The 22033-nt window shown below is 64.9% G+C and carries 18 protein-coding genes; 11 read left to right on the top strand and 7 right to left on the bottom strand.

Features of this window, described 5'->3' with window-relative positions; genetic code table 11:
- Nucleotides 1-79: 79 nt before the first annotated feature.
- From AC3A4H_RS13800 to AC3A4H_RS13790, 3 genes are read right to left on the bottom strand one after another with little or no spacing between them, the layout of a single operon-like run.
- Nucleotides 80-985, bottom strand: coding sequence for an ABC transporter permease (locus AC3A4H_RS13800; protein ID WP_487767171.1), 906 nt, complete (start codon nucleotides 983-985; stop codon nucleotides 80-82).
- Complete coding sequence (locus AC3A4H_RS13795) at nucleotides 982-1905, bottom strand: ABC transporter permease (RefSeq protein ID WP_487767170.1); 924 nt, start codon at nucleotides 1903-1905, stop codon at nucleotides 982-984. The genes AC3A4H_RS13800 and AC3A4H_RS13795 overlap by 4 nt, the downstream gene beginning before the upstream one ends.
- Nucleotides 1898-2767, bottom strand: a complete 870-nt coding sequence (locus AC3A4H_RS13790; protein ID WP_487767169.1) for a metallophosphoesterase family protein — start codon at nucleotides 2765-2767, stop codon at nucleotides 1898-1900. The genes AC3A4H_RS13795 and AC3A4H_RS13790 overlap by 8 nt, the downstream gene beginning before the upstream one ends.
- Before the next feature lie 134 nt (nucleotides 2768-2901).
- Between AC3A4H_RS13790 and AC3A4H_RS13785 the strand changes: the two genes are divergently transcribed.
- The 3 genes from AC3A4H_RS13785 to AC3A4H_RS13775 all read left to right on the top strand — a co-directional run bounded on the left by AC3A4H_RS13785 (nucleotide 2902) and on the right by AC3A4H_RS13775 (nucleotide 5079).
- Entirely contained in the window at nucleotides 2902-3669 is a 768-nt protein-coding gene (locus AC3A4H_RS13785) for an HAD-IIA family hydrolase (RefSeq protein ID WP_487767168.1), read from the top strand.
- A 14-nt stretch (nucleotides 3670-3683) separates the two neighbouring features.
- A complete protein-coding gene (locus tag AC3A4H_RS13780; protein ID WP_487767167.1) occupies nucleotides 3684-4565 on the top strand; it encodes a MurR/RpiR family transcriptional regulator in 882 nt (293 codons plus the stop codon).
- A gap of 193 nt (nucleotides 4566-4758) precedes the next feature.
- The gene (locus tag AC3A4H_RS13775) at nucleotides 4759-5079 is read left to right on the top strand and encodes a c-type cytochrome (protein WP_487767166.1); all 321 of its coding nucleotides are present in this window, start codon (nucleotides 4759-4761) and stop codon (nucleotides 5077-5079) included.
- A 2-nt stretch (nucleotides 5080-5081) separates the two neighbouring features.
- Here AC3A4H_RS13775 and AC3A4H_RS13770 read toward each other — a convergent pair whose 3' ends face one another.
- Together AC3A4H_RS13770 and AC3A4H_RS13765 are read right to left on the bottom strand one after the other, a co-directional pair.
- On the bottom strand, nucleotides 5082-7466 hold the full coding sequence (locus AC3A4H_RS13770) for an HAD-IC family P-type ATPase (protein ID WP_487767165.1): 2385 nt from the start codon (nucleotides 7464-7466) through the stop codon (nucleotides 5082-5084).
- Nucleotides 7467-8166: 700 nt separating this feature from the next.
- Nucleotides 8167-8376, bottom strand: coding sequence for a cold-shock protein (locus AC3A4H_RS13765; protein WP_348780082.1), 210 nt, complete (start codon nucleotides 8374-8376; stop codon nucleotides 8167-8169).
- Between the two features lie 264 nt (nucleotides 8377-8640).
- Here AC3A4H_RS13765 and AC3A4H_RS13760 point away from each other — a divergent pair, with 264 nt between their 5' ends.
- The 3 genes from AC3A4H_RS13760 to AC3A4H_RS13750 all read left to right on the top strand — a co-directional run bounded on the left by AC3A4H_RS13760 (nucleotide 8641) and on the right by AC3A4H_RS13750 (nucleotide 10771).
- The gene (locus AC3A4H_RS13760; RefSeq protein WP_487767164.1) at nucleotides 8641-9858 is read left to right on the top strand and encodes a fatty acid desaturase; all 1218 of its coding nucleotides are present in this window, start codon (nucleotides 8641-8643) and stop codon (nucleotides 9856-9858) included.
- A 134-nt stretch (nucleotides 9859-9992) separates the two neighbouring features.
- Nucleotides 9993-10235, top strand: a complete 243-nt coding sequence (locus tag AC3A4H_RS13755; protein WP_487767163.1) for a hypothetical protein — start codon at nucleotides 9993-9995, stop codon at nucleotides 10233-10235.
- Nucleotides 10236-10402: 167 nt separating this feature from the next.
- Nucleotides 10403-10771 (top strand): hypothetical protein, encoded by a 369-nt coding sequence (locus AC3A4H_RS13750; protein ID WP_487767162.1) that lies wholly within the window; start codon nucleotides 10403-10405, stop codon nucleotides 10769-10771.
- Nucleotides 10772-10800: 29 nt separating this feature from the next.
- On the opposite strand, the gene AC3A4H_RS13745 is transcribed toward AC3A4H_RS13750, so the two are convergent.
- A complete protein-coding gene (locus AC3A4H_RS13745; protein WP_487767161.1) occupies nucleotides 10801-12813 on the bottom strand; it encodes a transcriptional regulator in 2013 nt (670 codons plus the stop codon).
- 132 nt (nucleotides 12814-12945) lie between these two features.
- Between AC3A4H_RS13745 and AC3A4H_RS13740 the strand changes: the two genes are divergently transcribed.
- Entirely contained in the window at nucleotides 12946-14034 is a 1089-nt protein-coding gene (locus tag AC3A4H_RS13740; RefSeq protein ID WP_487767160.1) for a PLP-dependent cysteine synthase family protein, read from the top strand.
- 16 nt (nucleotides 14035-14050) lie between these two features.
- Nucleotides 14051-15541 (top strand): pyridoxal phosphate-dependent decarboxylase family protein, encoded by a 1491-nt coding sequence (locus tag AC3A4H_RS13735; RefSeq protein ID WP_487767159.1) that lies wholly within the window; start codon nucleotides 14051-14053, stop codon nucleotides 15539-15541.
- 45 nt (nucleotides 15542-15586) lie between these two features.
- Here AC3A4H_RS13735 and AC3A4H_RS13730 read toward each other — a convergent pair whose 3' ends face one another.
- Nucleotides 15587-16213, bottom strand: coding sequence for an FMN-binding negative transcriptional regulator (locus AC3A4H_RS13730; protein ID WP_487767158.1), 627 nt, complete (start codon nucleotides 16211-16213; stop codon nucleotides 15587-15589).
- A gap of 48 nt (nucleotides 16214-16261) precedes the next feature.
- On the opposite strand from AC3A4H_RS13730, the gene AC3A4H_RS13725 reads away from it, so the two are divergent.
- The 3 genes from AC3A4H_RS13725 to AC3A4H_RS13715 all read left to right on the top strand — a co-directional run bounded on the left by AC3A4H_RS13725 (nucleotide 16262) and on the right by AC3A4H_RS13715 (nucleotide 22026).
- Nucleotides 16262-16780 carry an SH3 domain-containing protein gene (locus AC3A4H_RS13725; protein WP_487767157.1) on the top strand — a complete coding sequence of 173 codons (519 nt, stop codon included), beginning with the start codon at nucleotides 16262-16264 and terminating at the stop codon, nucleotides 16778-16780.
- Between the two features lie 322 nt (nucleotides 16781-17102).
- Nucleotides 17103-19190 carry a transketolase gene (gene tkt / locus AC3A4H_RS13720; RefSeq protein WP_487767156.1) on the top strand — a complete coding sequence of 696 codons (2088 nt, stop codon included), beginning with the start codon at nucleotides 17103-17105 and terminating at the stop codon, nucleotides 19188-19190.
- Nucleotides 19183-22026, top strand: coding sequence for a bifunctional transaldolase/phosoglucose isomerase (locus AC3A4H_RS13715; protein WP_487767155.1), 2844 nt, complete (start codon nucleotides 19183-19185; stop codon nucleotides 22024-22026). The genes tkt and AC3A4H_RS13715 overlap by 8 nt, the downstream gene beginning before the upstream one ends.
- Nucleotides 22027-22033: the final 7 nt, after the last annotated feature.

The raw sequence follows: 22033 nt of genomic DNA, 5'->3' as shown, positions 1-22033 counted from the left end.
CGTCCGGCCGGGAGGGAGGACCCCGGCCGAGGCTGGATAGGTGGAACTTGGGGAGCAGGCGGCCGGAGCCGCCGGGGCGTTACTTGAGCTTGACGTCGAGCGCGTCGCGCAGCCAGTCGCCGATCAGCAGCACCAGGAGCGAGACGAACATGATGGCCAGCGACGGCACCACCGCGATCCAGGGGCTCGAGGCGAGATAGTCGCGCCCCATCCCGACCATCGAGCCGAGCGTCGCGGTGGGCGGCTGTACCCCGAGGCCGAGGAAGGACAGGGTGGATTCGAGCAGGATCACCGCCGAGAAGGTCATGGTCCAAACCACGATGATCGGCGAGGCAACGTTGGGCAGCACATGCTTGAGGAGGATGCGGCTGTGCGAGGCGCCGGCGGCGATCGCGGCTTCCACGAAAGGCTGGCGCGACACGGAAAGCACCTGGGCCCGCACGATCCGCGCATAGACTTCCCACCCGGACATGCCGATCACGCCGATCAGCACCGGCAGGGAATTGCCGAAGATGGCGATGACGAGGAGAGCGATCAGCGTGAACGGTACGGCGATCTGGACATCGACCAGCGCCATGATCGCGCTGCCGAGCTTGCCGGGTGCGTAGCCCGCAATGACCCCGAGCGTAACGCCGATCACCAGGCTGATCAGGCTGCCGATCAGCGCGATGATCATCGTCAGTTGCAGGCCGTGGAGCGTGCGCGAAAGGATGTCGCGGCCGAGCTGGTCGGTTCCCAGCGGATGCGCCGGCATGGCGCGCTCGAACCCGAGTGGCGGACGCAGCCGCGCCAGCAGCGTCTGGGCGTCCGGATGGAACGGGGCCAGCATCGGTCCGAATATGGTTACCAGGAGCACGAGGGCGAACAGCGACAGGCAGATGCGGGTGGAAAAGTCAGCCTTGTGCCAGAGCCGGGCAACGCCGCCCGTGCGCCGCAGGCCGGGGCGCCCCTCGAGGCGCGGCACGGCGGAGACGATATCAGTCATGACGATGTCACCTTCACGCGGGGATCGATAAGGGCGTAGAGCAGATCGACGATGAGCGAGACGGTGACCACCAGCGCGGCGATGAGGATCACGCCGAACTGCAGCACCGGATAGTCCCGGCCGATCGCCGCGAAGACGACCAGGTCGCCAATGCCCTTGGTGGCGAACACAGCCTCCACCAGAACGCAGCGCGCCACCATGCCGGCGACTTGCAGCCCGACCACGGTGACCACGGGGATGGCGGCGTTGCGCAGCGCGTGCTTGCCGATGACAAGGCGCTCGGGCAGCCCCTTGGCGCGCGCCGTGCGCAGATAGTCCTGGCTCATGACGTCCAGCAGGGCATTGCGGGAGAAGCGGATGATCTCGGCAAGCATCGGCGCCGCCAGGACGATCGCCGGCATCAAAAGGTGCAGCGGCGTCGCCGAACCCGAACTGGGCAGCCAGTGCAGCTTGAACGAGAACACCAGGATCATGACGATGGCGAGCACGAAGTTGGGCGTCGCATAGCCAAGGAAGGCCACCCCCATGATCGCCGAGCCGATGGCGTTCTTGCGCTGCAATGCTGCGGCGACGCCGAGCGGCAGCCCGACGACCACCGACAGCGTCAGCGCATAGGCAAACAGTTCCAGCGTGTTGGGCAGTCGCTCGGCATAGATTGCGGTCACCGGGCGACGCTCATAGAGGCTCAGTCCCATGTCGCCCTGGAACAGGCCGCCGATGAAATTGCCGAACTGCACCCAAAGCGGCTGGTCCAGCCCGAACCGCGCCACCATCGCCGCCTTGGTTTCGAGGTCGATGCCGGGCGGCAGCAGATAGTCCATCGCATTGCCGGAAAGGCGGGTGGCGAAGAACACCGCAGCCACGACCGTCGCCAGGGTCGCGACGGCGCCCAGGATGCGTCTGGCCAGATAGTCAAGCACCGCTCGCCTCCAGTTCGGGGGCGGCGGACGGCGCTTCGAGAGAGCCCAGCGGGCGCATCCAGGGCCGCACGCCCGAGGCGCGGAACGGCAGCCTGGCGTGGAACGGGTCCTCGCCATGGACAGTGATCGAGAACTCGCCCCCGCCGATCTCAAGGTCGGCATGGGCGCCGGCCGGCTCGGGCATGGTGGTGAAGCGCTCGCTCAGCGACTGGATGGTGACATGCTGGACACCGCCGACATTGGTCACGGTGTTCCAGTGCACGTGGCCGGACAGCCACAGAGCGGCGCGCCGGGTGGCCTCGACAGCCTGGCGGACCAGGGCATGATCCGGATAGGTCGAATGAAGCGGGCTGCGCTGGAAATAATAGTTGCCGATCTGGGAATGGCCGGACAGCGGCACATGGGTGGCAATGATGGCCGGGCGTTCGTCCTCCATCAGCGCATCGACCAGCCAGCCAAGGCTAGGGGCCGCTGCCGGAAAGCCGGTCTGGCGGCTGAGCTCGACGCCCGGCTGCCACACCAGCAGCCGCGTTTCGCCCAGGTCGACGACCCGGCTGCGCATCGACTGGCCGTAAATGGCCTCGTTGTCCTCGACCGAGAGATTGGCGACGTCGTGATTGCCCAAGACGTGGACGCGCGGCCCGTCGTAGCCGGCGAACACCGCCGCCACTTCCGAGGCGACACGGTAATCGTTCGCGTGGCTGGTGTCGGAGATATGGTCGCCCAGATCGAGCACCAGATCGACATTCTCCGCCTTCGCCCGTTCGAGGAACCGCTCCAGCACTGGCAAGCCGTTCCAGCCAGGCTTCTTGGTGTGGGACTGCGGCCCGTGATGGATGTCGGTGACGATGGCGATCTTCATGGCGGCCCCCGGTGGAAGTTCGTGGGTCCAGGGGTAGCGCGACTCTGTGACACTACGATGAAAGGTTCTCAGTCATAATGTCATTGACATTGAGCTGTTCTCAATCCATTCCAGCGCCACGGAGGATTTCGGATTTGCCTGAACTTGACCTGGACGCCGACGGCTATCTCATCGATCTCGACGGCACGCTGATCGCGGGCCGCAACCTGCTTCCCGACGCGCAATGGCTGCTCGAGCAGGTGCGCGGCCGCTTCGTCATCGTATCGAACAATGCCGAGCACACGCCGGGCCAGTTGGCCCGCGCCCTGAGAGGCATGGGGCTGGATGTCGACAAGGAGCAACTGCTGCTGGCCGGCACGGCCGCCATCGACACCATGGCCGAAGAGTACCCCGGGGCCGCCGTCCTGCTCCTGGGCAGCGCGTCGTTGCGGACCTATGCCCGCCGCAAGGGCCTGCGTCTCGATGCGCCGCGCCCGGATCTCGTGCTCGTGGCGCGCGACCGCCATTTCTCCTACGCGCGGCTGGCTGCTGCAGCGGAAGCGCTCAGCGACGGCGCCCGGTTCTTCGTGGCGGCGCCCGATCGCAACCATCCGGGCGCCAATGGCAGGCCGGTGCCCGAAACCGGGGCGCTGGCGGCGGCGATCCTGTCCTGCGTCGGGCCGATTCCGCACCGTGTGATCGGCAAGCCCGAGCCGGCACTTTTCGAGATGGGCTGTGCCCGGCTCGGCGTGTCCGCCCGCCACGCCCTCATGATCGGCGACAATCCGGAGACGGACGGGCTCGGATCCCAGCGCATCGGCATGCGGTTCCTGCGGGTGGAGCGCGGCCTGATCCGCACTGCCAGAGCGTCGCTCCCGCCGCGTTGCCATCTGACGCCGGATCGCGCAGAAGCACGGGATTAGGCTGGAGAACAGGGTTGGTCACGGTTCGCGAAAAAATGGACGCCGGGCAAGGGGTAGCCGGAGTGCTCGACAGGATACGGGCGATCCGGCAGAGCCTGCCGCCGACGGCGAGGCGCATTGCCGATTTCATCAGCGATAACGCCGCCGAAGTCGTCCACATGTCCGTGACGGAGGTCGCCGAACGGGCCGAAGCGAGCGAGGGCAGCGTCATCGGACTATGCCAGATGCTTGGGGCCCGGGGGTTTCAGCAGATCAAGATCTCGCTGGCGCGTGATCTCGTGCAACCGGTCCAGTTCATCCACGAGGATCTGGCGCCCGACGACGACACCGCGACGGTGATCGAGAAAGTCTTCCGCTCCGACCTTCAGGCGCTGCAGGATACCCAGAAGGCGCTGGACGTTGCGGCACTGGCGCAAGCGGTGCAGGCCATCCGCAAGGCCCGGCGCGTGGAGGTGTTCGGCATCGGCAGCGCGGCCACCATCGCCGAGGACACCAATTACCGCCTGTTGCGCATCGGCATTGCCTCACGGGTGAGTGTCGATAGCCACATCCAGGCAATAACCGCATCGCTGGCCGATCCGTCGGTGGCGGTAATCACCATTTCCCATTCCGGCAGCACGGTCGAGACGCTGACCGCCACGCGCCTGGCCAAGGAGGCGGGAGCGACCACCATCGCCATCACCAATTTCGGCAAGTCGCCGCTGCTGGCCCATGTCGACATCGTCCTGAACACGCTTGCGCGCGAAACCCAGTTCCGCACCGAGGCGATGACGAGCCGCATCGCCCAGCTCGCCATCGTCGACGCGCTGATCGCATGCCTTGCACTGGCCGACTACGAACGCTCGGTCGCCACCATCGGCAAGACCTTCGAGGTTCTCTCGGCAAAGCGCGTCTAGGCGGGGGGCTGCTGATGAGCGGCATCGAATGTTCCGGCAGTGCAGACATTCAGTCCGAAGGCCACCCCGGCGCTCATACGGCAAATCTGACCGCTATCCCGATCGTGTAACGCGACCTGGCCACTTGCAGCCAGAACGCGTCCGTACCATGCTGGCTGCGGTTTCTTGACCGAAGCAGCGGAGGAACTGACGCATGAAACTGGTTCGTCTTGGCCTGTCGCTCCTTTTTGCCGTCTTGGCCATCGATGCGGCGATGGCGCTGTCTCCGTCCGAACAACGCGGCCTGGTGTTCGCGCGCAAGAATTGCTCTCAATGTCATTCGATCGACCCGGCGGGCCCGAGCCCCCTGTCTGTGGCCCCGCCCTTTCGCGATCTTCACAAGCGCTACCCGGTCGAGAGCCTCGAAGAGTCGCTTGCGGAAGGAATCCAAACGGGCCATCCGAGCATGCCGGAATTCCGTCTTGAGCCCGATCAGATTCAAGACCTCATTGCCTTCCTGAAGACGCTGCACTGACGCTATTGTCCGGTCTCCATGATCCTGAGGCGTCGAAACACCCGAACCTTCAGTTGATCGAGCACGAAGGCGAAGGCCAGGGCGGCGGCAAGAGCCCCGGCTACAGCGGCGGCAGGCAGGGGCGCCATCGCGAAACCAAAGATGGCCAGGACCGAAGCGATGGTGATGTCGACGGCGGACGAGACCACAAGCCAGATGCTCGGGCGCGAAACCCACAAGCGGCGGTGGCGCTGGCGAATTGCATAGATGGTCGCCTGACTGCCGAACACCAGTGAAACGAAGGCCAGGGTCCTGAGAGACTCAAGGTCTGCACCGTAGGCAAATTTCCCTACGGCCACGGTGGCGGTGCAGAAGACAAGCAGGCAGAAGCCGAGGATTACGCCGGCCCGCGTCAGGTTGCCGATGTGCCAGGCATTTGGCATCGGCGATGGCCGAACCCTATCGGTGGTCAACGCCATCGTCAGGAAATCCCCGGTGATCATCACGATGACCATCAGCGACGGCGTCAGGATCGCGTGGCCGGTCATGACGAGCCCGGCCACCAGAAACAGCACCGCCACGATCTTCTTGATGATCGAGTTCAGCGTGTAGGTCAGGACGCGCTGGAACGTCAGCCGGCCCTCCTTGACCGCGGCGACGATGCCGCCGAGCCCAGGTTCGGTCAGCACCATGCCGGCGGCCGATTTGGCAACGTCGGTCGCGGTTGAAACCGCAATCCCGATCTGCGCCTGCCGCAGCGCCGGCGCATCATTCGCCCCGTCGCCGCACATGCCGATCGTATGGCCGCCTTTCTGGAAGGCCTTGACGAGCCTGTATTTGTCTTCCGGCAGAACGCCTGCAAAAACCGCGAACTGCTCCGGACGGATGTCGTCCGGAATTGGAACCGACGTGCAGACCTCGCCATCGATCCCGACCTTATGTGCAACCGTCGCCGCGGTCGCCGGTGCGTCGCCGGTCACCATCACCGTTCGCACGCCAAGATCACGCAATTCGGCAATGAGCGCCGGCGAGTCAGCCCGCGGCGGATCGCTGAGTGCGATGAGGCCGATCAGTTTCATGGCTCCTGCGGGACCTGCGGCAACGGCCAGCACCCTGTGGCCCTGCTGCTCAAGCTTCATCGAGGCTGCGACGGCCATCGGGGAGGGCTCCGCGATAACGCGCACCGCTGCGAACGCCCCCTTGACGACACGGCAGGTTTCGCCCGCCGGGCTGCGGACTGTCGCCTGGGACATCTTGATCGCAGGATCGAACGGCACAAACTCGGTCACCCGCTCTGCCGAAGCCGGCACGGCGGAAGCTGCCGAGCGAATGGCCTTGTCGACGGGGTCCTGTCCCCCGTCGGAACTCGCCAGCACGGCAAGTGCCAGGACACGCGCCTCGTCGAAACCCGGCATCGGCTGGACGATGGTGACTGTCAGGGCGTTTTGGGTAAGCGTGCCGGTCTTGTCCGAACACAGAACATTCACGGTGGCGGCTTCGTCGACGGCGGAGAGGCGGGTGAGCAGGACGCCGCGTTTGGCAAGATCCTGCGCGGCGAGTGCCGAGGCAAGGGTGAAAGTTGCCGGCAGCGCGACCGGGATCGACGCCAGGACGGCGGTCAGGACCAGCTGGATCGTTTCTTCACGCTGGATGCCCAGATGCCAGGCATAGGCAACCAGCAGCACGACAACGGCGCAGTTGAAGAAGGCAAGGTTGCGCACCACCCGCAGAACCGCCTTCTGCTGCGTGCTGACAACATGAGCCGTCCGCACCAGCTCGGCCGTGCGCCCGAATTTGGTATTTGCGCCAGTGGCGGTTACCGCGCCCTCGGCCTCGCCGCGCCGCACCAATGAGCTTGCATAGGTGTCCTTTCCGGCGCCGGCTTCGACGGGCATCGACTCGCCGGTAAGCATCGACTGATCGAGCAGCACGTTGCCGCCGACGAGGCGCACATCTGCCGCAACCACATCGCCGAGCGAGAGCTTCACCAGGTCTCCCGGCACAAGCTCCACCGCAGGCACGATTTTCCAGATACCGTCGCGACGGACCGACGCGTTGAGCGCGAGGCGCGACTTCAGGGCGGCCAGGGTCGATTGCGATCGTCTTTCCTGAACCAGCCCGATCACGGCATTGAAAAGCAGGAGCGCAAAGATGATCGCGGCTTCCAGATACCTGCCCCGCAGGAGCTGAAGGAGGATCGCCAGTTCGAGCATCCACGGAACAGGTGCCCAGAACTTTTCAAGGACCAGCCGAAGCAGCGGCACGTCCGCGTCCGGCATTGCGTTCGGACCGAACTTCTCCAGCCGGGCGTTGGCCTCGCTGCTGCTGAGGCCTCTGTGTGCGTCGACTTCAGCTTTGCTTGCTACGGGAGGGGATGGGTCTGCTGCTGATGGACGGTCCTTGGCCATGGCGTCCTTACACTAGCACGCGCGGCCTTCCTTGTGCTCGTCGTCTGGCCGAAACGAGCAGGACCGGATTGCGATGGGCTGGCGAGTTTCGCGGGCGTACAGCGCGCTAAAAAGAAAAAAGCGGGCCGTGATGCCCGCTTCCCCTTCAGTCCTGAGACATATGTGCCGCCGGTACCTTCGTGGTCGACACACCATCAATCAGGGCAAATACAGTCTCTGAACAGGGAAACCCAACACCGTATCTCGGCGAGCGTTCCCGGCCGTTCTGCGACCGATGACCTTCATATGGGACTTCCCAGACAACAAAGCAAGCGATTTCGGTCACCGTGTCCCGCCTCGCTTGCGCTGCGGTCGTGAGTGGCCTGCGATAACAGGTCAGGGCCTCTTCCGATTGGCCGGATTTGATCGTGGCGTCGCGACTGCTGGCTCCGCAGCCGCGTTCGCCAAACGGGCCAGCCGCAGCCGTTCGGTTTTCGCCTCACGGGCAAGCCTATCCCCCTCCATGATCTGCCGCGCAACGCTTGTGGTTGTATCGTCCCTGAATTCGCGGGTCGTCGGCTTCGGCTTGAATATGCCGTCAGGTATTTTCTTCATCCATCGTCCTTCCACAAATGAAAAAGGCCGGGCATTGCCCGACCTTTTCCTGTTCGCCTCGCGGCCGGTGCCAGTACATCCGCGGTCAAAGACCGGGGATACCGACTTACGCGGCCTGAAGGTTTTCTGCCGCGCTTTTTCCCTTGCGGGGGTCGCGCACCACATCGAACGAGAGCTTCTGGCCCTCGACGATGGTGTGCATGCCGGCGCGCTCGACGGCGGAAATATGGACGAAAACGTCCGCGCCGCCCTCATCCGGGGCGATGAAGCCGAAGCCTTTGGTCGAATTGAAGAACTTTACCGTTCCGATGGTCATGACGATTTCCTTTCACTCGGCATAGATGTTTGCCCGCTTGGCGGAAGGCCAAACGTTGTAGTCTTCGAAATTGAGAGGAAGATCGGTAGAGCTCAGGGGCTCAGAAACAAAGTTCGTCAACAAGATCGATCGGGCCAATGTATACGGCAATTGGGTTCCTTACAAGGCAGCCCTCAAGCTTGTTCTTCGATAGGCCCTGTCGCTCGGGCATATCGTGGGCCCAAATAGGGGTTTTGCCGCGCCTGCTGGAGCGCTGCGGCAGCCGTGGCGAGGTCGAAGCCAATTTGCCACAGCGGTTTTACTAGCCATTGCATCGGCTACGCCTTAATGACAGACGGCGCGACACGTGCGCCAATGGATAACAAGAAGGTCAAAGCCCGAATGAACCAGCTGATGCCGTCCAGCGAGGGCGGTCGGATTCCTGCAGACGGAGTCTCTCCCGTAGTCGATGATGCCGCCGAAAAGGCACTCGTTCGTCGGCTGATGTCACATTGCCAGCGCTTTCGCGATCCCGACAACGGCCGCGCGACGGTCGAGTTGGCCCTCACGCTCGTCCCCTTCTTCACGATCGGCGCAGCACTGGTCTGGCTGGCCGCCCATGCCGAGCCGTTGCTGGGCGGCTGGCGATGGGCCCTGGTGGCGCTGCTCGCACCGGTGTGCGCGGGATTTCTGGTCCGGCTCTTCGCGATCCAGCACGATTGCGGCCACGGCTCCTTCACCAGTTCGCGCCTGGCGAACCGCTTGATCGGGCGCGCGCTCAGCGTGCTTACCTTTACTCCCTACACGCTTTGGCAGAAGGCCCATGCGGTCCACCACGGCTCGTCGGGGAACCTCGACAAGCGCGGCATCGGCGACATCACCACCAGGACGGTCGCCGAATACGAGGCGATGAACGCCCGTCAACGGCTGATGTATCGCATCTACCGCAATCCGGCGGTCCTCATCGTTCTCGGTGTTCCGCTCTATTTTCTCATAGTGCATCGGCTGCCATACAACGAAGCCATACCGCGCGCTGACGCATGGCGCAGCGCGGGCGGGCTCAATCTGGCGCTGGTTGCCTTCTACGGCGCGCTGGTCTTCCTGTCGGGCTGGGCGGCCATGCTTGCGGTGTTGCCGGTGGTGGTCATGGGCGCATGGGCCGGCGGCTGGCTGTTCTACATCCAGCACCAGTTCGAGGAGACGCGCTGGGACAAGGGCGACGCGTGGGATTTGCATGTCGCCGCGTTTGGCGGCAGCTCCTGGTATGTGTTGCCTCGCGCTGCGCAGTGGCTCACCGGCTCGATCGGCCTGCACCACATCCATCATCTCTGCAGCCGCGTTCCGTTCTATCGATTGCAGGCGTGCTTCAATGACAGTGCAGAGCTGCGCGCGGCAAGCGAGAGCGTCAAGCTCACATTCGGCAAGAGCCTGGCCTGCATCAATCTCGCGCTATGGGACGAAAAGCGCCGCCGCCTCGTCTCTTTCGCGGAAGCGCGATCATAGGGATACCGGCCCCAAGTCTAAAATTCCGCCGGTATTCTTCCCGGAAAATCCAGAGAACTCCACGAAGTTCCAGTTGGCACACATTGCCGGTGGCGAGCCCCGCATTACGATCCTCCAGTAAATGGAGATTGAAAATGAAAGCTGTGCTCGCTGCAATCCTCGTCATGTCAATGTTTGGCTTGTCTCGACAGGCGAATGCGGAAACGCTCATGGACGTCCTTTTCCCGAAGGCGGAATCGGACGTTGCCGAACGTCCCACCTTGGACAATGCGCCCACGGGATCGCTCGTGCAGCCAGCAAGTCTCGTTACGACCCCAGCGGATCGGCGCCCTGAGAAGCCGAGCTACCCGGATGCGATGTTCTGGAGTTTCCAATAGCTGTAGCCGGCCCGCATAGCTGGTAACGGCCAGCAGCGGGTCCGACAGCCGCAGGAGCCCAGACGCAGCTTGGATTGCGATCGCACCGGTCAACTCAATTGTTTAGCGACAGCCCGCCCATAGAACGGCTGTCCCGAACAATCTGGCTGACACAAGGAGCAATCACAATGACCAAACTTGCGATCGCATTTGCAATAGCCGGGCTGCTACCGACCGGCTTCGCAGCCGCTGCGGAGCTTGCCCCCGGCAGCGGCGAGAGCGTTCGTCTCGGCCGCGTCAACGGTGCTGTGTATTACACGGTCGAGCAAGATGGCTACCGGGTGGTCGCGACAACCGCGGATGATGATGCGGGCGTGCCCGTACGCTTCGTGGCGACTTTGGGTGAGGGCCAGGCGCTCACGATCTCCGTGCCAGGAAATGTCGACCAAGCGCCCCAGCTGTTCGAATTCTCCAGAGCCAATGGCAGGCTCTTCGTCCATCAAGCGCCCAAGGCTGACGAACCGATGAGCATCAGCCCGGTACTCGTCAGCGAGTGACCTGAAGGCGGGCTCGTCCGCCCGCTCGCTCAGCTCATCCCGATCAAGGCCGCCGCCTTGCGGTAGCGCGCGCTGATGTCGGGAGCGAACCGGAAAGTGTCGAGGAAGTTGTCGATCCGGTAGCCCGAACTCTGGAGACGAATCCGGGACGCGTAGTTCCGGGCATCTTCGATGCGCCCGGCCAGCGCAAGGCAAAGGGCGGCTATGGCGACGATGTGGACATGAGCGTTGGGGCGCGCCGCCGCCTTCACACTCCACTGCGCGGCCTCCTCGAAGGCGCCGAGGCTAACCAGCGCCAGCGCCCGCGAGCCGAGCATGCCGAAGAGCAGCGGGTCGCATGGGCTGAGCAGCCGCGAATGATCCGACGAAGCAATCGCTGCCGCCGGATCGCCGGACTGCGAGTGGACGAAGGCCAGCGCATAATGGCCGAGCGCGAAGTTCGGGCTGAGGCGGACGGATTGTTCCAGCTCGCGCACGGCCTCGTCGTGGTCTCCGCAGAGCCAGAGCGCGCGCCCCATGGACCAGTGCGCCGCGGGGTTCTGGTCATCGACAAGCAGGCTTTGGCCGGCTGTCTCCAGCGCATCCCGGGTTTCGGCTTCGCGGTCGTTCCAGCGCTGGAAGGCCCTTTGCCAGTGGGTGAAGGACAGGCCGGCATGGGCGCGCGAAAATGTCGGATCAAGGCGTGTCGACAGGCGGAAGAACTCGGCCGCGCGCGTGTTCTCCTCAGGCGTGAAACGATACATGTGCCAGAGGCCGCGATGGTAGGCTTCCCAGGCATCCAGCGAATCCGGCGGCTTCAGGATCGCGCGGTTCCGTTCCTCGTTCTCGATCTCGGCCGCAATCGAGGACACGATCCCGTCGCCGATCTCATCGAGAATGGCCAGGCGCTCGGCAGAGCGTGCCTCGAACTGCCCGGTCCAGATGATGCGCGCGGTAGGCGCTTCTGCGACTTCCACGGTGACGCAGACGCCGTGACCGTGCTGTTCCATGAAACCGGTCGCCACGTAGTCGACGCCAAGCCGGCGGCCGATTTCCGGTAGTCCCAGCCCCTCCTCGGCAACCGCAAACACGGAACCGCGGGCGATCACGAAAAGGCTGCGCAACCGCGCCAAGCGGCTGATGACGTCATGTGTCACGGCCGAGCCGAGATCGTGCCGACGCTGCGCTCCTGCACCCAGTTCGCGGAAGGGCATGACGGCGATGGAGGCGCGGCGAGACGCGGCCGGATGGATGGACTGCGCAGTTTCCCGAACCGGTTCCGAGGCCGCCACCATGGCCGGCTGCGCAGCGGCGCGCCTGAGTTGCTCCCATGCAGCGCGCACCGGCGCGAAATTCAGCCCCTCATCCGCAAACAGCCTGGCGGCCGTAGCGAGATGCCGGTTGCACTCGTCCAGCATCCGCCTGTGCAGCAGTTCCGAGAGGAAGCGGATGTTTGCGCCGGTGTCCAGCCCGGCAAGATCGATCCACCGGCGCGCGGCCGGCAGACCCTCCGCGCTGCCCACGGGCGTCCTGCGCCCGATTTCCGCAACTATCTCCAACTGGCAAGAGCGAAACTCGGATCTGCGGCCGCCAAGCCAGTGCTCGAAAGCGGCACAGTTGTGGATGACGACACCCTCGAGGAAATCGCCGTCGCATCGCGATGCGATCGTCCGCAGGTCCTGCAGGCCAAGCCTGTCGACGCCGCCCCGCACTGCCTGCAAGAGACGCAGCGCGTCGACGTCGCAACCGTCAAGATCGACCGAGATCCGGTCGTCAACCGCGCTCACCCGCCTGCGGTCATTCGTGTCCAGCACGACGCGCAGCCTGCTCAGGCACCATCGCAGTTCGCCACGAGGGTCGTTAGGCCCGTCCCAGAGCAGGTCGCAAAGCTTCTCGCGGGAAACCGGCCCCCTCGCGACGGCCAGATAGGCCAGCAAGGCGCGGACCTTGCGCGACGCGGGAAGCGGCAACGGGACACCCGCGCGCGACACCTGCACCGGCCCAAGGAGGCGCAGTTGAAGTTCCTGCATTGAATCAGGCACGTCGCTGACGTCCGTTTCCATGCGCGTTCCCACGCCGGCTCACACGCCGGACAGCTGGCCGGTACTTTAGCATTCCTCACACCAACTGACATCCGGAAGCTTCTCGCCCGGCAAACAGGACATGGACCGGGCGCTTTGCACAGCGAGGTTCACATGCTCACAGATACAGGACTGAGGACCACGAAAGGCCGCGGACGGCTCTTCAACAGCGTATTGGAGACGATCGGCGACACGCCGGCGATCCGCATCAACAATCTCGGCGTCGAAAATGCCACGATCTACGTCAAGGCGGAATTCTTCAATCCGGCCTCGTCGGTGAAGGACAGGCTGGCGGTCGCCATCATCGAGGAAGCCGAGCGCAGCGGTGCGCTGCAACCGGGCCAGACCGTGGTCGAGGCGACCAGCGGCAACACAGGCATCGGGCTCGCCATGGTCTGCGCGCAGAAGGGCTACCCGCTCGTCGTGACCATGGCCGACAGCTTCTCCATCGAGCGGCGCAGGCTGATGCGCATGCTGGGCGCCAAGGTGGTGCTGACGCCGCGGGCCGAAAAGGGTTTTGGCATGTACCGCAAGGCGGTGGAACTTGCCGAGAGGAACGGCTGGTTCCTCGCGCGCCAGTTCGAGACCAAGGCAAATGCCGCAATCCATGAAGCGACGACCGGCCGGGAAATCGTCAACGACTTCGCGGGGTCTCGCCTGGATTACTTCGTCACCGGCTACGGCACCGGCGGCACCATCGTGGGCGTCTCGCGCGTGCTTCGCCGGGAACGACCGGAAACGAAGATCGTGCTCAGCGAGCCGGCCAACGCCCAGCTGATCGCCAGCGGCCAGGTGCAGGAGCGCGGCGCCGACGGAGCGCCGGCCGCGAGCCATCCCGCCTTCGAGCCGCACCCGATCCAGGGCTGGACACCGGATTTCATACCCGACGTCATGCAGGAGGCGATCGACGAGCACTACTGTGACGAGGTGATGCCGATTGCCGGGCCCAAGGCGATGGAGTGGGCGAGGGCTCTTGCGCAGGGGGAGGGCATCTTCACGGGTGTGTCGGGCGGCGCGAGTTTCGCCGTCGCACGCCAGATCGCGGACCGTGCGCCGGCGGGCTCGGTCATCCTGTGCATGCTTCCCGACACGGGCGAGCGCTACCTTTCGACCCCGCTTTTCGAGACGATCCCGGCGGAGATGGACGCCGAGGAAATGGAGCTCTCGCGCTCCACCCCCGGCTTCCAGCTCGCCGCCGAATAGATCGGGAGAGAGTGTGATGCAAGCTCATCCCTTGAAGCTGCCGGGCCCGGCCGAGGAATTGCTCGACCGGGTGGAAAGCCTCGACCCTCCAGACTGGGGCTCCCTTTCGGCACTCGCACACCAGATCGTGGACGATGCGGTGGAGCACGTCGCCCGCGTGCGCGAGCGGCCAGTGTGGCGGCCCATGCCCGAGAAGGTGGAAGCCACGTTCCGGGCTCCGCCTCCCGAGGGGCCGATGCCGGTCGAGGACGTCTATCGGCTGGTGCGGGACAACGTGCTTTCCTATCCGATGGGCAATACCCATCCGCGGTTCTGGTCCTGGTACATGGGCTCCAGCAACTTCACCGGCGCCCTGGGCGACTTTATTGCCGCGATCCAGGGCTCCAACCTCGGGGGCGGCAGCCATGCCGCCGCCTTGGTCGACCAGCAGGTGGTGGGCTGGCTGCGGGACATGATCGGCTTTCCCGCCACGGCGAGCGGAACACTGGTCAGCGGCGGCTCGATGGCGAACCTCATCGGCCTGACGGTCGCCCGCAACGCCATGGCCGGGATCGACCTGCGTGAAGAAGGCCTTGCCGCGCTGGACCGGCCCTTGCGCTTCTACGCGTCCGACCAGGTCCATTCCTGCCATCGCAAGGCTGTCGAGACGCTGGGTCTCGGCAACAAGGCGCTGCGCAGGATTGCGACGGACTCCCGCTACCGGATCGACCTTGCTGCCCTCCGCACCGCCATCGCCGAGGACCGGGAGCGTGGCTGGAAGCCCGCTTGCATCATCGGCACGGCCGGTACGGTCAATTCAGGCGCGGTCGACGATCTCGCGGCACTTGCCGAGATCGCCGCCGAGGAAGGCCTGTGGTTCCATGTGGACGGATGCATCGGCGCCCTGATGGCGATCGCACCGAACAATGCCTGGCGCGTGAAGGGCATGGAACGCGCCGACTCGGTCGCTCTCGACCCGCACAAATGGCTGCACGCGCCATTCGAGGTCGGTTGCGCGCTCGTCAGGGACCACATGAAACACCGGCAGACCTTCGCCGTGTCGCCCGAATATCTCCAGGGCATGTCGCGCGGCATCGCTTCGGGCCAATGGCTCTACGAGTTCGGCCTGCAGACCAGTCGCGGTTTCGGAGCGCTGAAGGTGTGGATGGCGCTGATGGAGCACGGCGTCGCGAAGTTCGGCCGATTGATCGACCAGAACGTCGCCCAGGCCGCCTTCCTCGCCGATCTCGTCCGGTCGCATCCGCCCCTGGAACTGGTCACCGAACCGGAGATCAACATCGTCTGCTTCCGCTACGCAGCTGAGGGCCAGGACGAGGAGAAACTGAAGCAGATCAATGTCGAGATCATGCTGCGCCTGCAGGAAACCGGCGTGGCAGCGTTGTCCGACACGACGATAGGCGGGCGGCATTGCCTGCGCGCAGCGATCTGCAACCACCGCACGCGGCTGGATGACCTCACCTTGCTCGTCTCGGAAGTGCTGCGGATTGGAAGGGAGATATCAGCATGACTTCACCGGCTAAGCGCAGTGGAACGGCCATGCTCTTCGCACTGCTCACTCGATTGGGATCAGGTCCGAAACGACACGGTCGCTTTCATGGCTGCTGGCGGCAAGCCCCTGCTTGACGCCCCTGCGATCGGCCTCGGGCCGGTTCTGGCTCATCTTGCGCTTCCCCTCCAGGGACACGATCGGCATGCGCACACCGACGATGCCGCGCAGTTGAGCGGTGACATAAGCTTGCGGCGCGTCGGTCACCGCCCAGGGCGCCCGGCGGGTGCCCTCTTGAAGATTGGTGAGGCGGGTCACGACATCAAGCAGCCGCTCGGCATCGCTGAAGAACTCGACTGGTCCGCTTGCTTGCACGGCCGTGTAATTCCAGGTGGGGACCACCTTTCCATGTTCAGCCTTGGATGCATACCAGGAAGGTGAGACATAGGCGTTCGGGCCCATGAAAACCGCCAGCCCATGACCGATGACATCAGCCTGCCACTGCGGGTTCGGCCGCGCGAGATGCGCGTAGAGGACGCCGCTTTCTCCCTCATTCTCATCGAGAAGCATCGGCAGCGGAGTGGCCATCGGGCCCTGCGGCGTTGCGGTGATGAAGCTTGCGAGGGGACACTGCCGGATCATTTCGTAAAGTTCGGCCGCGTCGGTAACAGCGAAGGCAGGCGGGGTGTACATTTGCGCTCCCTGATTTGAACGCATCATTCCAGTCAACCGCCACAAAAGATGCAGCCAGTTTCGGAGGGTTTCGTTGGGCCACTTCGAGCGGCGCATCTGCCTGTCTTGGCGCTACATGGCGCGAAGCTCCCGTCCAGCCGGCCGAGGCAGAGTGTTGGCGGCGGCTGGCCTTCAGCCCATCCCGGCCTATTTTTCCGGGTCAAGCATGGACGCGACCGGAGGCAAGTCATGAACGGGAAGCAAATGGCAATCCTGGCTGCCCTTGCAGCAACAACGATGGTCCTGCCGGTGGTGCCCGCCGAGGCGGCCCGGGCAGTCGTCACACGCAGCGTCGATGTCCGCTCCGGACCCGGTCCCAAGTACCGCGTCGTCGGGCGTCTGCGCAGCGGGGAGAGAGTGAACGTTACCCGATGCGCCTCCTCGCGCCGCTGGTGTCATGTCGAGTCTCGGCGCACTCGCGATGGCTGGGTCAATTCACGGTTCCTGGACCGTGTGCGTGGCGCCCCCAGGCGCTCCGGTGGCATTTGCTTCTTCGGCGCACATGGGCAAATCTGCCTCGGCCGATAGCACCGCCGGGCGTTCGGAACTTCATCTGTCGCATTCGCACTTCGGCAAGCAACTCTTGTCGGGCGCAACGCTGCAAGATCGGCCTGCCGGCAATATCGGGCGCTGGCCACCTTTCCGCGCCGGGCGACTCCCCTAGTTTTAACTGAACATCACCGCGAGCCCGTTGGCCGCCTACGTTGGATCAAACTCCAACCAATCCAAGCTTCACAATGGCGGAGGAGACCCGAGGATGGATCCTATTCACGCCCAAACCGGTGTAGCTCAGCCGAGCGCGAAACGAGGCCGCCGGGCAGGCGCGGGCACTGGGGCTCCGAACCTGGCGATGGAAGGAGAGCCGAGCGCCAGGTCCATCGAACTGCTTTGCATCAACACCATCCGCACCTTGTCGATGGATGCCGTGCAGCAGGCCAATTCCGGTCATCCCGGCACGCCGATGGCCCTGGCGCCGCTGGTCTACACGATCTGGCAGCACTTCCTGCGCTTCGATCCGCAAGACCCGATCTGGCCGAACCGCGACCGCTTCGTGCTCTCCAACGGGCATGCCTCGATGCTGCTCTATTCGATGCTGTTCCTGACCGGCGTGAAGGCCGTGGATGCGGAATATGAAGAGCTGGGCCGGCCCTCGGTCTCGCTCGAGGACATTGAGCGGTTTCGCGAGATCGGCAGCAAGTGCCCCGGTCATCCCGAGTATCACCTGACCACCGGCGTCGAGACCACGACGGGCCCGCTGGGGCAGGGCTGCGCCAACAGCGTCGGCATGGCGATCGCGGGGGACTGGCTGGCAAAGCATTTCAACCGGCCGGACTTCACCATGTTCGACTACGACGTCTACACGGTCTGCGGCGACGGCGACATGATGGAAGGCGTCTCCAGCGAGGCCGCCTCGCTGGCGGGGCACCTGATGCTGGGAAACCTGTGCTGGATCTATGACAGCAACCGGGTGACGATCGAGGGCCACACCGACCTCGCCTTCACCGAAGACGTGGCGGCGCGCTTCCTCGCCTATGGCTGGAACGTGCGCCGGGTGGGCGACGCCAACGACACGGAGCGCATCGCCCAGGCGCTCGAGGCGTTCCGGCACACCAAGGACGTGCCCACGCTGATCATCCTGGAAAGCCATATCGGCTACGGCGCCCCGCACAAGCAGGACACCGCCGCCGCCCATGGCGAGCCGCTCGGCGTGGAAGAGATACGCCTCGCCAAACGAACCTATGGCTGGCCGGAGGACGCCCACTTCCTGGTGCCCGACGGCGTGCGCGAGCATTTCCGTGCCGGCATCGGCAGGCGTGGCAAGGAGCTCCGCAAGGCGTGGCAGGAGAGGTTCAAGGCGTATCGCGAACACTATCCGCAGCTGGCCGACGAGCTCGACCGGATGCAGAAGCGCAAGCTTCCGGATGGCTGGGACGCCGACCTTCCCGTCTTTCCGGCCGATGCCAAGGGTCTCGCCACCCGCGACTCTTCGGGCAAGGCGCTCAACGCCATCGCGCCGCGCTATCCCTGGCTGATCGGCGGCTCGGCCGACCTCGCGCCATCCACCAAGACGCTTCTCAAGTTCGAGCAGGCCGGAGATTTCGAGGCGCACGAATATGGCGGCCGCAACTTCCATTTCGGCATTCGCGAGCATGTCATGGGCGCGGTGGTGAATGGGCTCGCGCTGTGCAAGCTCCGGCCTTACGGTTCGACCTTCCTCATCTTTTCCGACTACATGAAGCCGCCGATCCGGCTGAGCGCGCTCATGCAGCTGCCGGTGATCTTCATCTTCACGCATGACTCCATCGGCGTCGGCCAGGACGGGCCGACGCATCAGCCGATCGAGCAACTCGTCGCCTTGCGCAGCATTCCCGGCCTGATCACGTTGCGGCCGGCCGACGCCAACGAGGTCGTCGAGGCGTGGCGGGTCATCATCAGCCAGAAGCATCAGCCCGCCAGCCTCGTGCTGACCCGTCAGCCGGTGCCGACCTTCGACCGTACCCGCTATGCCTCGGCCAAGGGCGTCGCGCGCGGCGCCTATGTCATGGCAGATGGCGGGAAGGGCAAGCCGGAAGTGATCCTCATGGGCACCGGCAGCGAGGTCGCGCTCTGCATCCAGGCCTACGAGACGCTGAGGCAGGAGGGCGTTGCGGCGCGCGTCGTCAGCATGCCGTCATGGGAACTCTTCGAGCAGCAGGATCAGGCCTACCGCGACAGCGTGCTGCCGCCCGACGTCAAGGCGCGCGTGTCGGTGGAGGCGGGCTCCAAGATCGGCTGGGACCGCTATGTCGGCGAAACGGGCACCAAGATCGGCATGCACACCTTCGGGTCTTCGGCGCCGCTGAAGGACTTGCTCAAGAAGTTCGGCTTCACGCCCGACGAGGTGCTTGCCGCCGCCAGGGACCAGATGGAGGGCCGAGGAGACAGAGACCATGAATAATCCGCTCATCCAACTCGAAACATGCGGCCAGTCGCCATGGCTGGACTACATGAAACGCAGCCTGATCGACAAAGGCAAGCTGGCGGCGCTCATACGGAAGGACGGGCTGAAGGGCGTCACTTCTAACCCCACCATCTTCGAGAAGGCGATCGGCGAAACCGACGAATATGCCGACTCGCTGAAGCGGTTCCTGGCCAATTCCGACCACAGCGTTTCCGCCATCTACGAGCATCTGGCGGTGGCCGACATACGCGCCGGCGCGGATGTGCTGCGCCCGGTTTACGACCAGACACGGGGCAGGGACGGCTATATCAGCCTGGAGTGCTCGCCCTACCTTGCCAATGACACCGAGGCGACCATAGACGAAGCCATGCGGCTGTGGGCGGCGGTGAACCGCCCCAACCTGATGATCAAGGTACCGGCGACCCCGGCGGGCATTCCGGCCATCCGGACCCTGACCAGACAGGGCCTGAACATCAACATCACCTTGCTGTTTTCGGTGAAGGTCTATGAGCAGGTGGCCGAGGCCTATATTTCGGGGCTCGAGGACCTGCAGCGCGCCGGCGGCGATATTTCCAGGATAGGTTCGGTCGCCAGCTTTTTCGTCAGCCGCATCGACACCGCGGTGGACAAGCGGCTGGACGGTCTGGCCGACAAGCAAGCTGCGCAGCGCCTGCACGGCAAGGTGGCGATCGCCAACGCCAAGCTCGCCTATTCCCTCTACAAGTCGATCTTTGCCGAAGAGCGCTGGCGCCGCCTGGCGTCGGCCGGGGCCATGACGCAACGCCTGCTCTGGGCGTCGACCAGCACCAAGAACCCGGCCTATCCGGACACGATGTATGTCGAAGCGCTCGTCGGCCGCGATACGGTGGACACCATCCCGCCCGCGACCATGACCGCCTTCCGCGACCACGGCCGGGTGATGCCCGACGCCATCGAGCAGGACGTTGCCGGCGCCCGCGCGATGCTCTCCAGCCTGGAGGAGCTCGGCATATCGCTGGACGAGGTCACGGCGGAACTGGTCCGGGACGGCGTCCAGCAGTTCGCCGATTCCTTCGACAAGCTGTTTGGCACCATCGCACGCCGTCGTCGCATGCTTCTGGAGGGCGACACGCCAAGCCTGGAGATCGCGGCGGGTTCGGCAGAGATGACTGCCGCCTTGCGGGAGGAGACCGAAAAGTGGCGCAAGTCCGGGCGCATGCGCAAGCTCTGGGCCGGCGACAAGTCGCTGTGGGACAATACCGACGAGGACCGATGGGTCGGCTGGCTGCATGTCGCCGAGCGCGAACTGGCAGGCATCAAGCGGCTGCAGGATTTCGCGGACGGGGTGAAGCGGCGCGGGTTCAGCGACGTCGTGCTCCTGGGCATGGGCGGCTCGAGCCTTGGGCCGGAGGTTCTTGCCCAGACATTCGGGCCGCAGCCGGGCTGGCCGCGCTTCCACATGCTGGACAGCACCGACCCCGCGCAGATCAAGGCGGTGGAGCGCGACATCGATCTCGGCAAGACGCTGTTCATCGTCTCGTCCAAGTCCGGCAGCACGCTGGAGCCAAACATCTTCCTCGACTATTTTCTCGACCGTGTCGCGGCGCTTCGCGGCATGGACAGGGCGGGCGAGCATTTCGTCGCCGTGACCGACCCGCGTTCGCCCCTGGAACGCCGCGCCAGACGCATGAATTTCGCCCACATCTTCCACGGCGTGACCTCCATCGGCGGCCGCTATTCGGTGCTGTCGAAGTTCGGGCTGGTGCCGGCAGCCGCGATGGGGCTCGATATAAGGCGCCTGCTCGAGACGGCGCTGCACATGGAGCGGGCTTGCGGCGCCGACGTGCCGCCGGCGGAGAACCCCGGCGCGCGGCTAGGCATTGCCATGGGCGTTGCCGCCACCCGCTTCGGGCGCGACAAGGTGACCATCATCGCATCGCCTCAGATCGACGCGCTGGGCGCCTGGCTGGAGCAGCTTCTGGCCGAGAGCACCGGCAAGCACGACCGTGGGCTGATCCCGGTGGCCGACGAGCCCCTGGCCGAGCCGCGGCGTTATGGACGTGATCGCTTCTTCGTGCATATCGAACTGGAGGCGCAGGCCGACCCGGCCCAGCGCGAGATGATGCGGGCGCTGGAGCGGGCCGGCCACCCCGTCGTGCGCATCAGGCTCAAGGATCGCTGGCATGTCGCGCAGGAGTTCTTCCGCTGGGAGGTCGCGACCGCCGTGGCCGGCGCGATCATCGGCATCGACCCGTTCGACCAGCCGGACGTGGAGTCGAGCAAGAAGAAGACGAGCGAGCTTACCGCGGCCTACGAGAAATCACACCGCCTGCCGGAGCAAGAGCCGGTGTTCCGCCAGAACGGGGTGGCCATCTATGCCGATCCCCGCGACGCCAGGGAAATCGGCACGCACCGGACGCTGTCCGGCTATCTGCGCAGCCACTTCCGGCGGGCGCGTTCGGGCGCGAAGGCCGGCGACTATATCGCGCTGCTGGCCTATATGCAGCGCAACGAAGCACATAAGCAGGCATTGACGGCGATGCGCACGCGCATTCGCGACAGGACCCACGCCGCCACCTGCCTCGGCTTCGGACCGCGCTTCCAGCATTCCACCGGGCAGGCCTACAAGGGCGGGCCCAATTCGGGCGTGTTCCTGCAGATCACCTGCGACGATCCCGCCGATATAGAGGTACCCGGCCATGGTTACAGCTTCGGCGTGGTGAAGGCCGCCCAGGCGCGCGGCGACCTCGAGGCGATGGTGGAGCGCGGCCGCCGCGCGTTGCGCGTTCACCTGAAGGACGTCGACGCCGGGCTGGCGGAGTTGAAGCACGCCATGGAATCGGCGCTCAGATAAGGAGCGA

The organism is Pseudaminobacter sp. Soil_N_29 (genome assembly GCF_057656055.1).
This window is presented reverse-complemented; position numbering and strand designations above follow the sequence as displayed.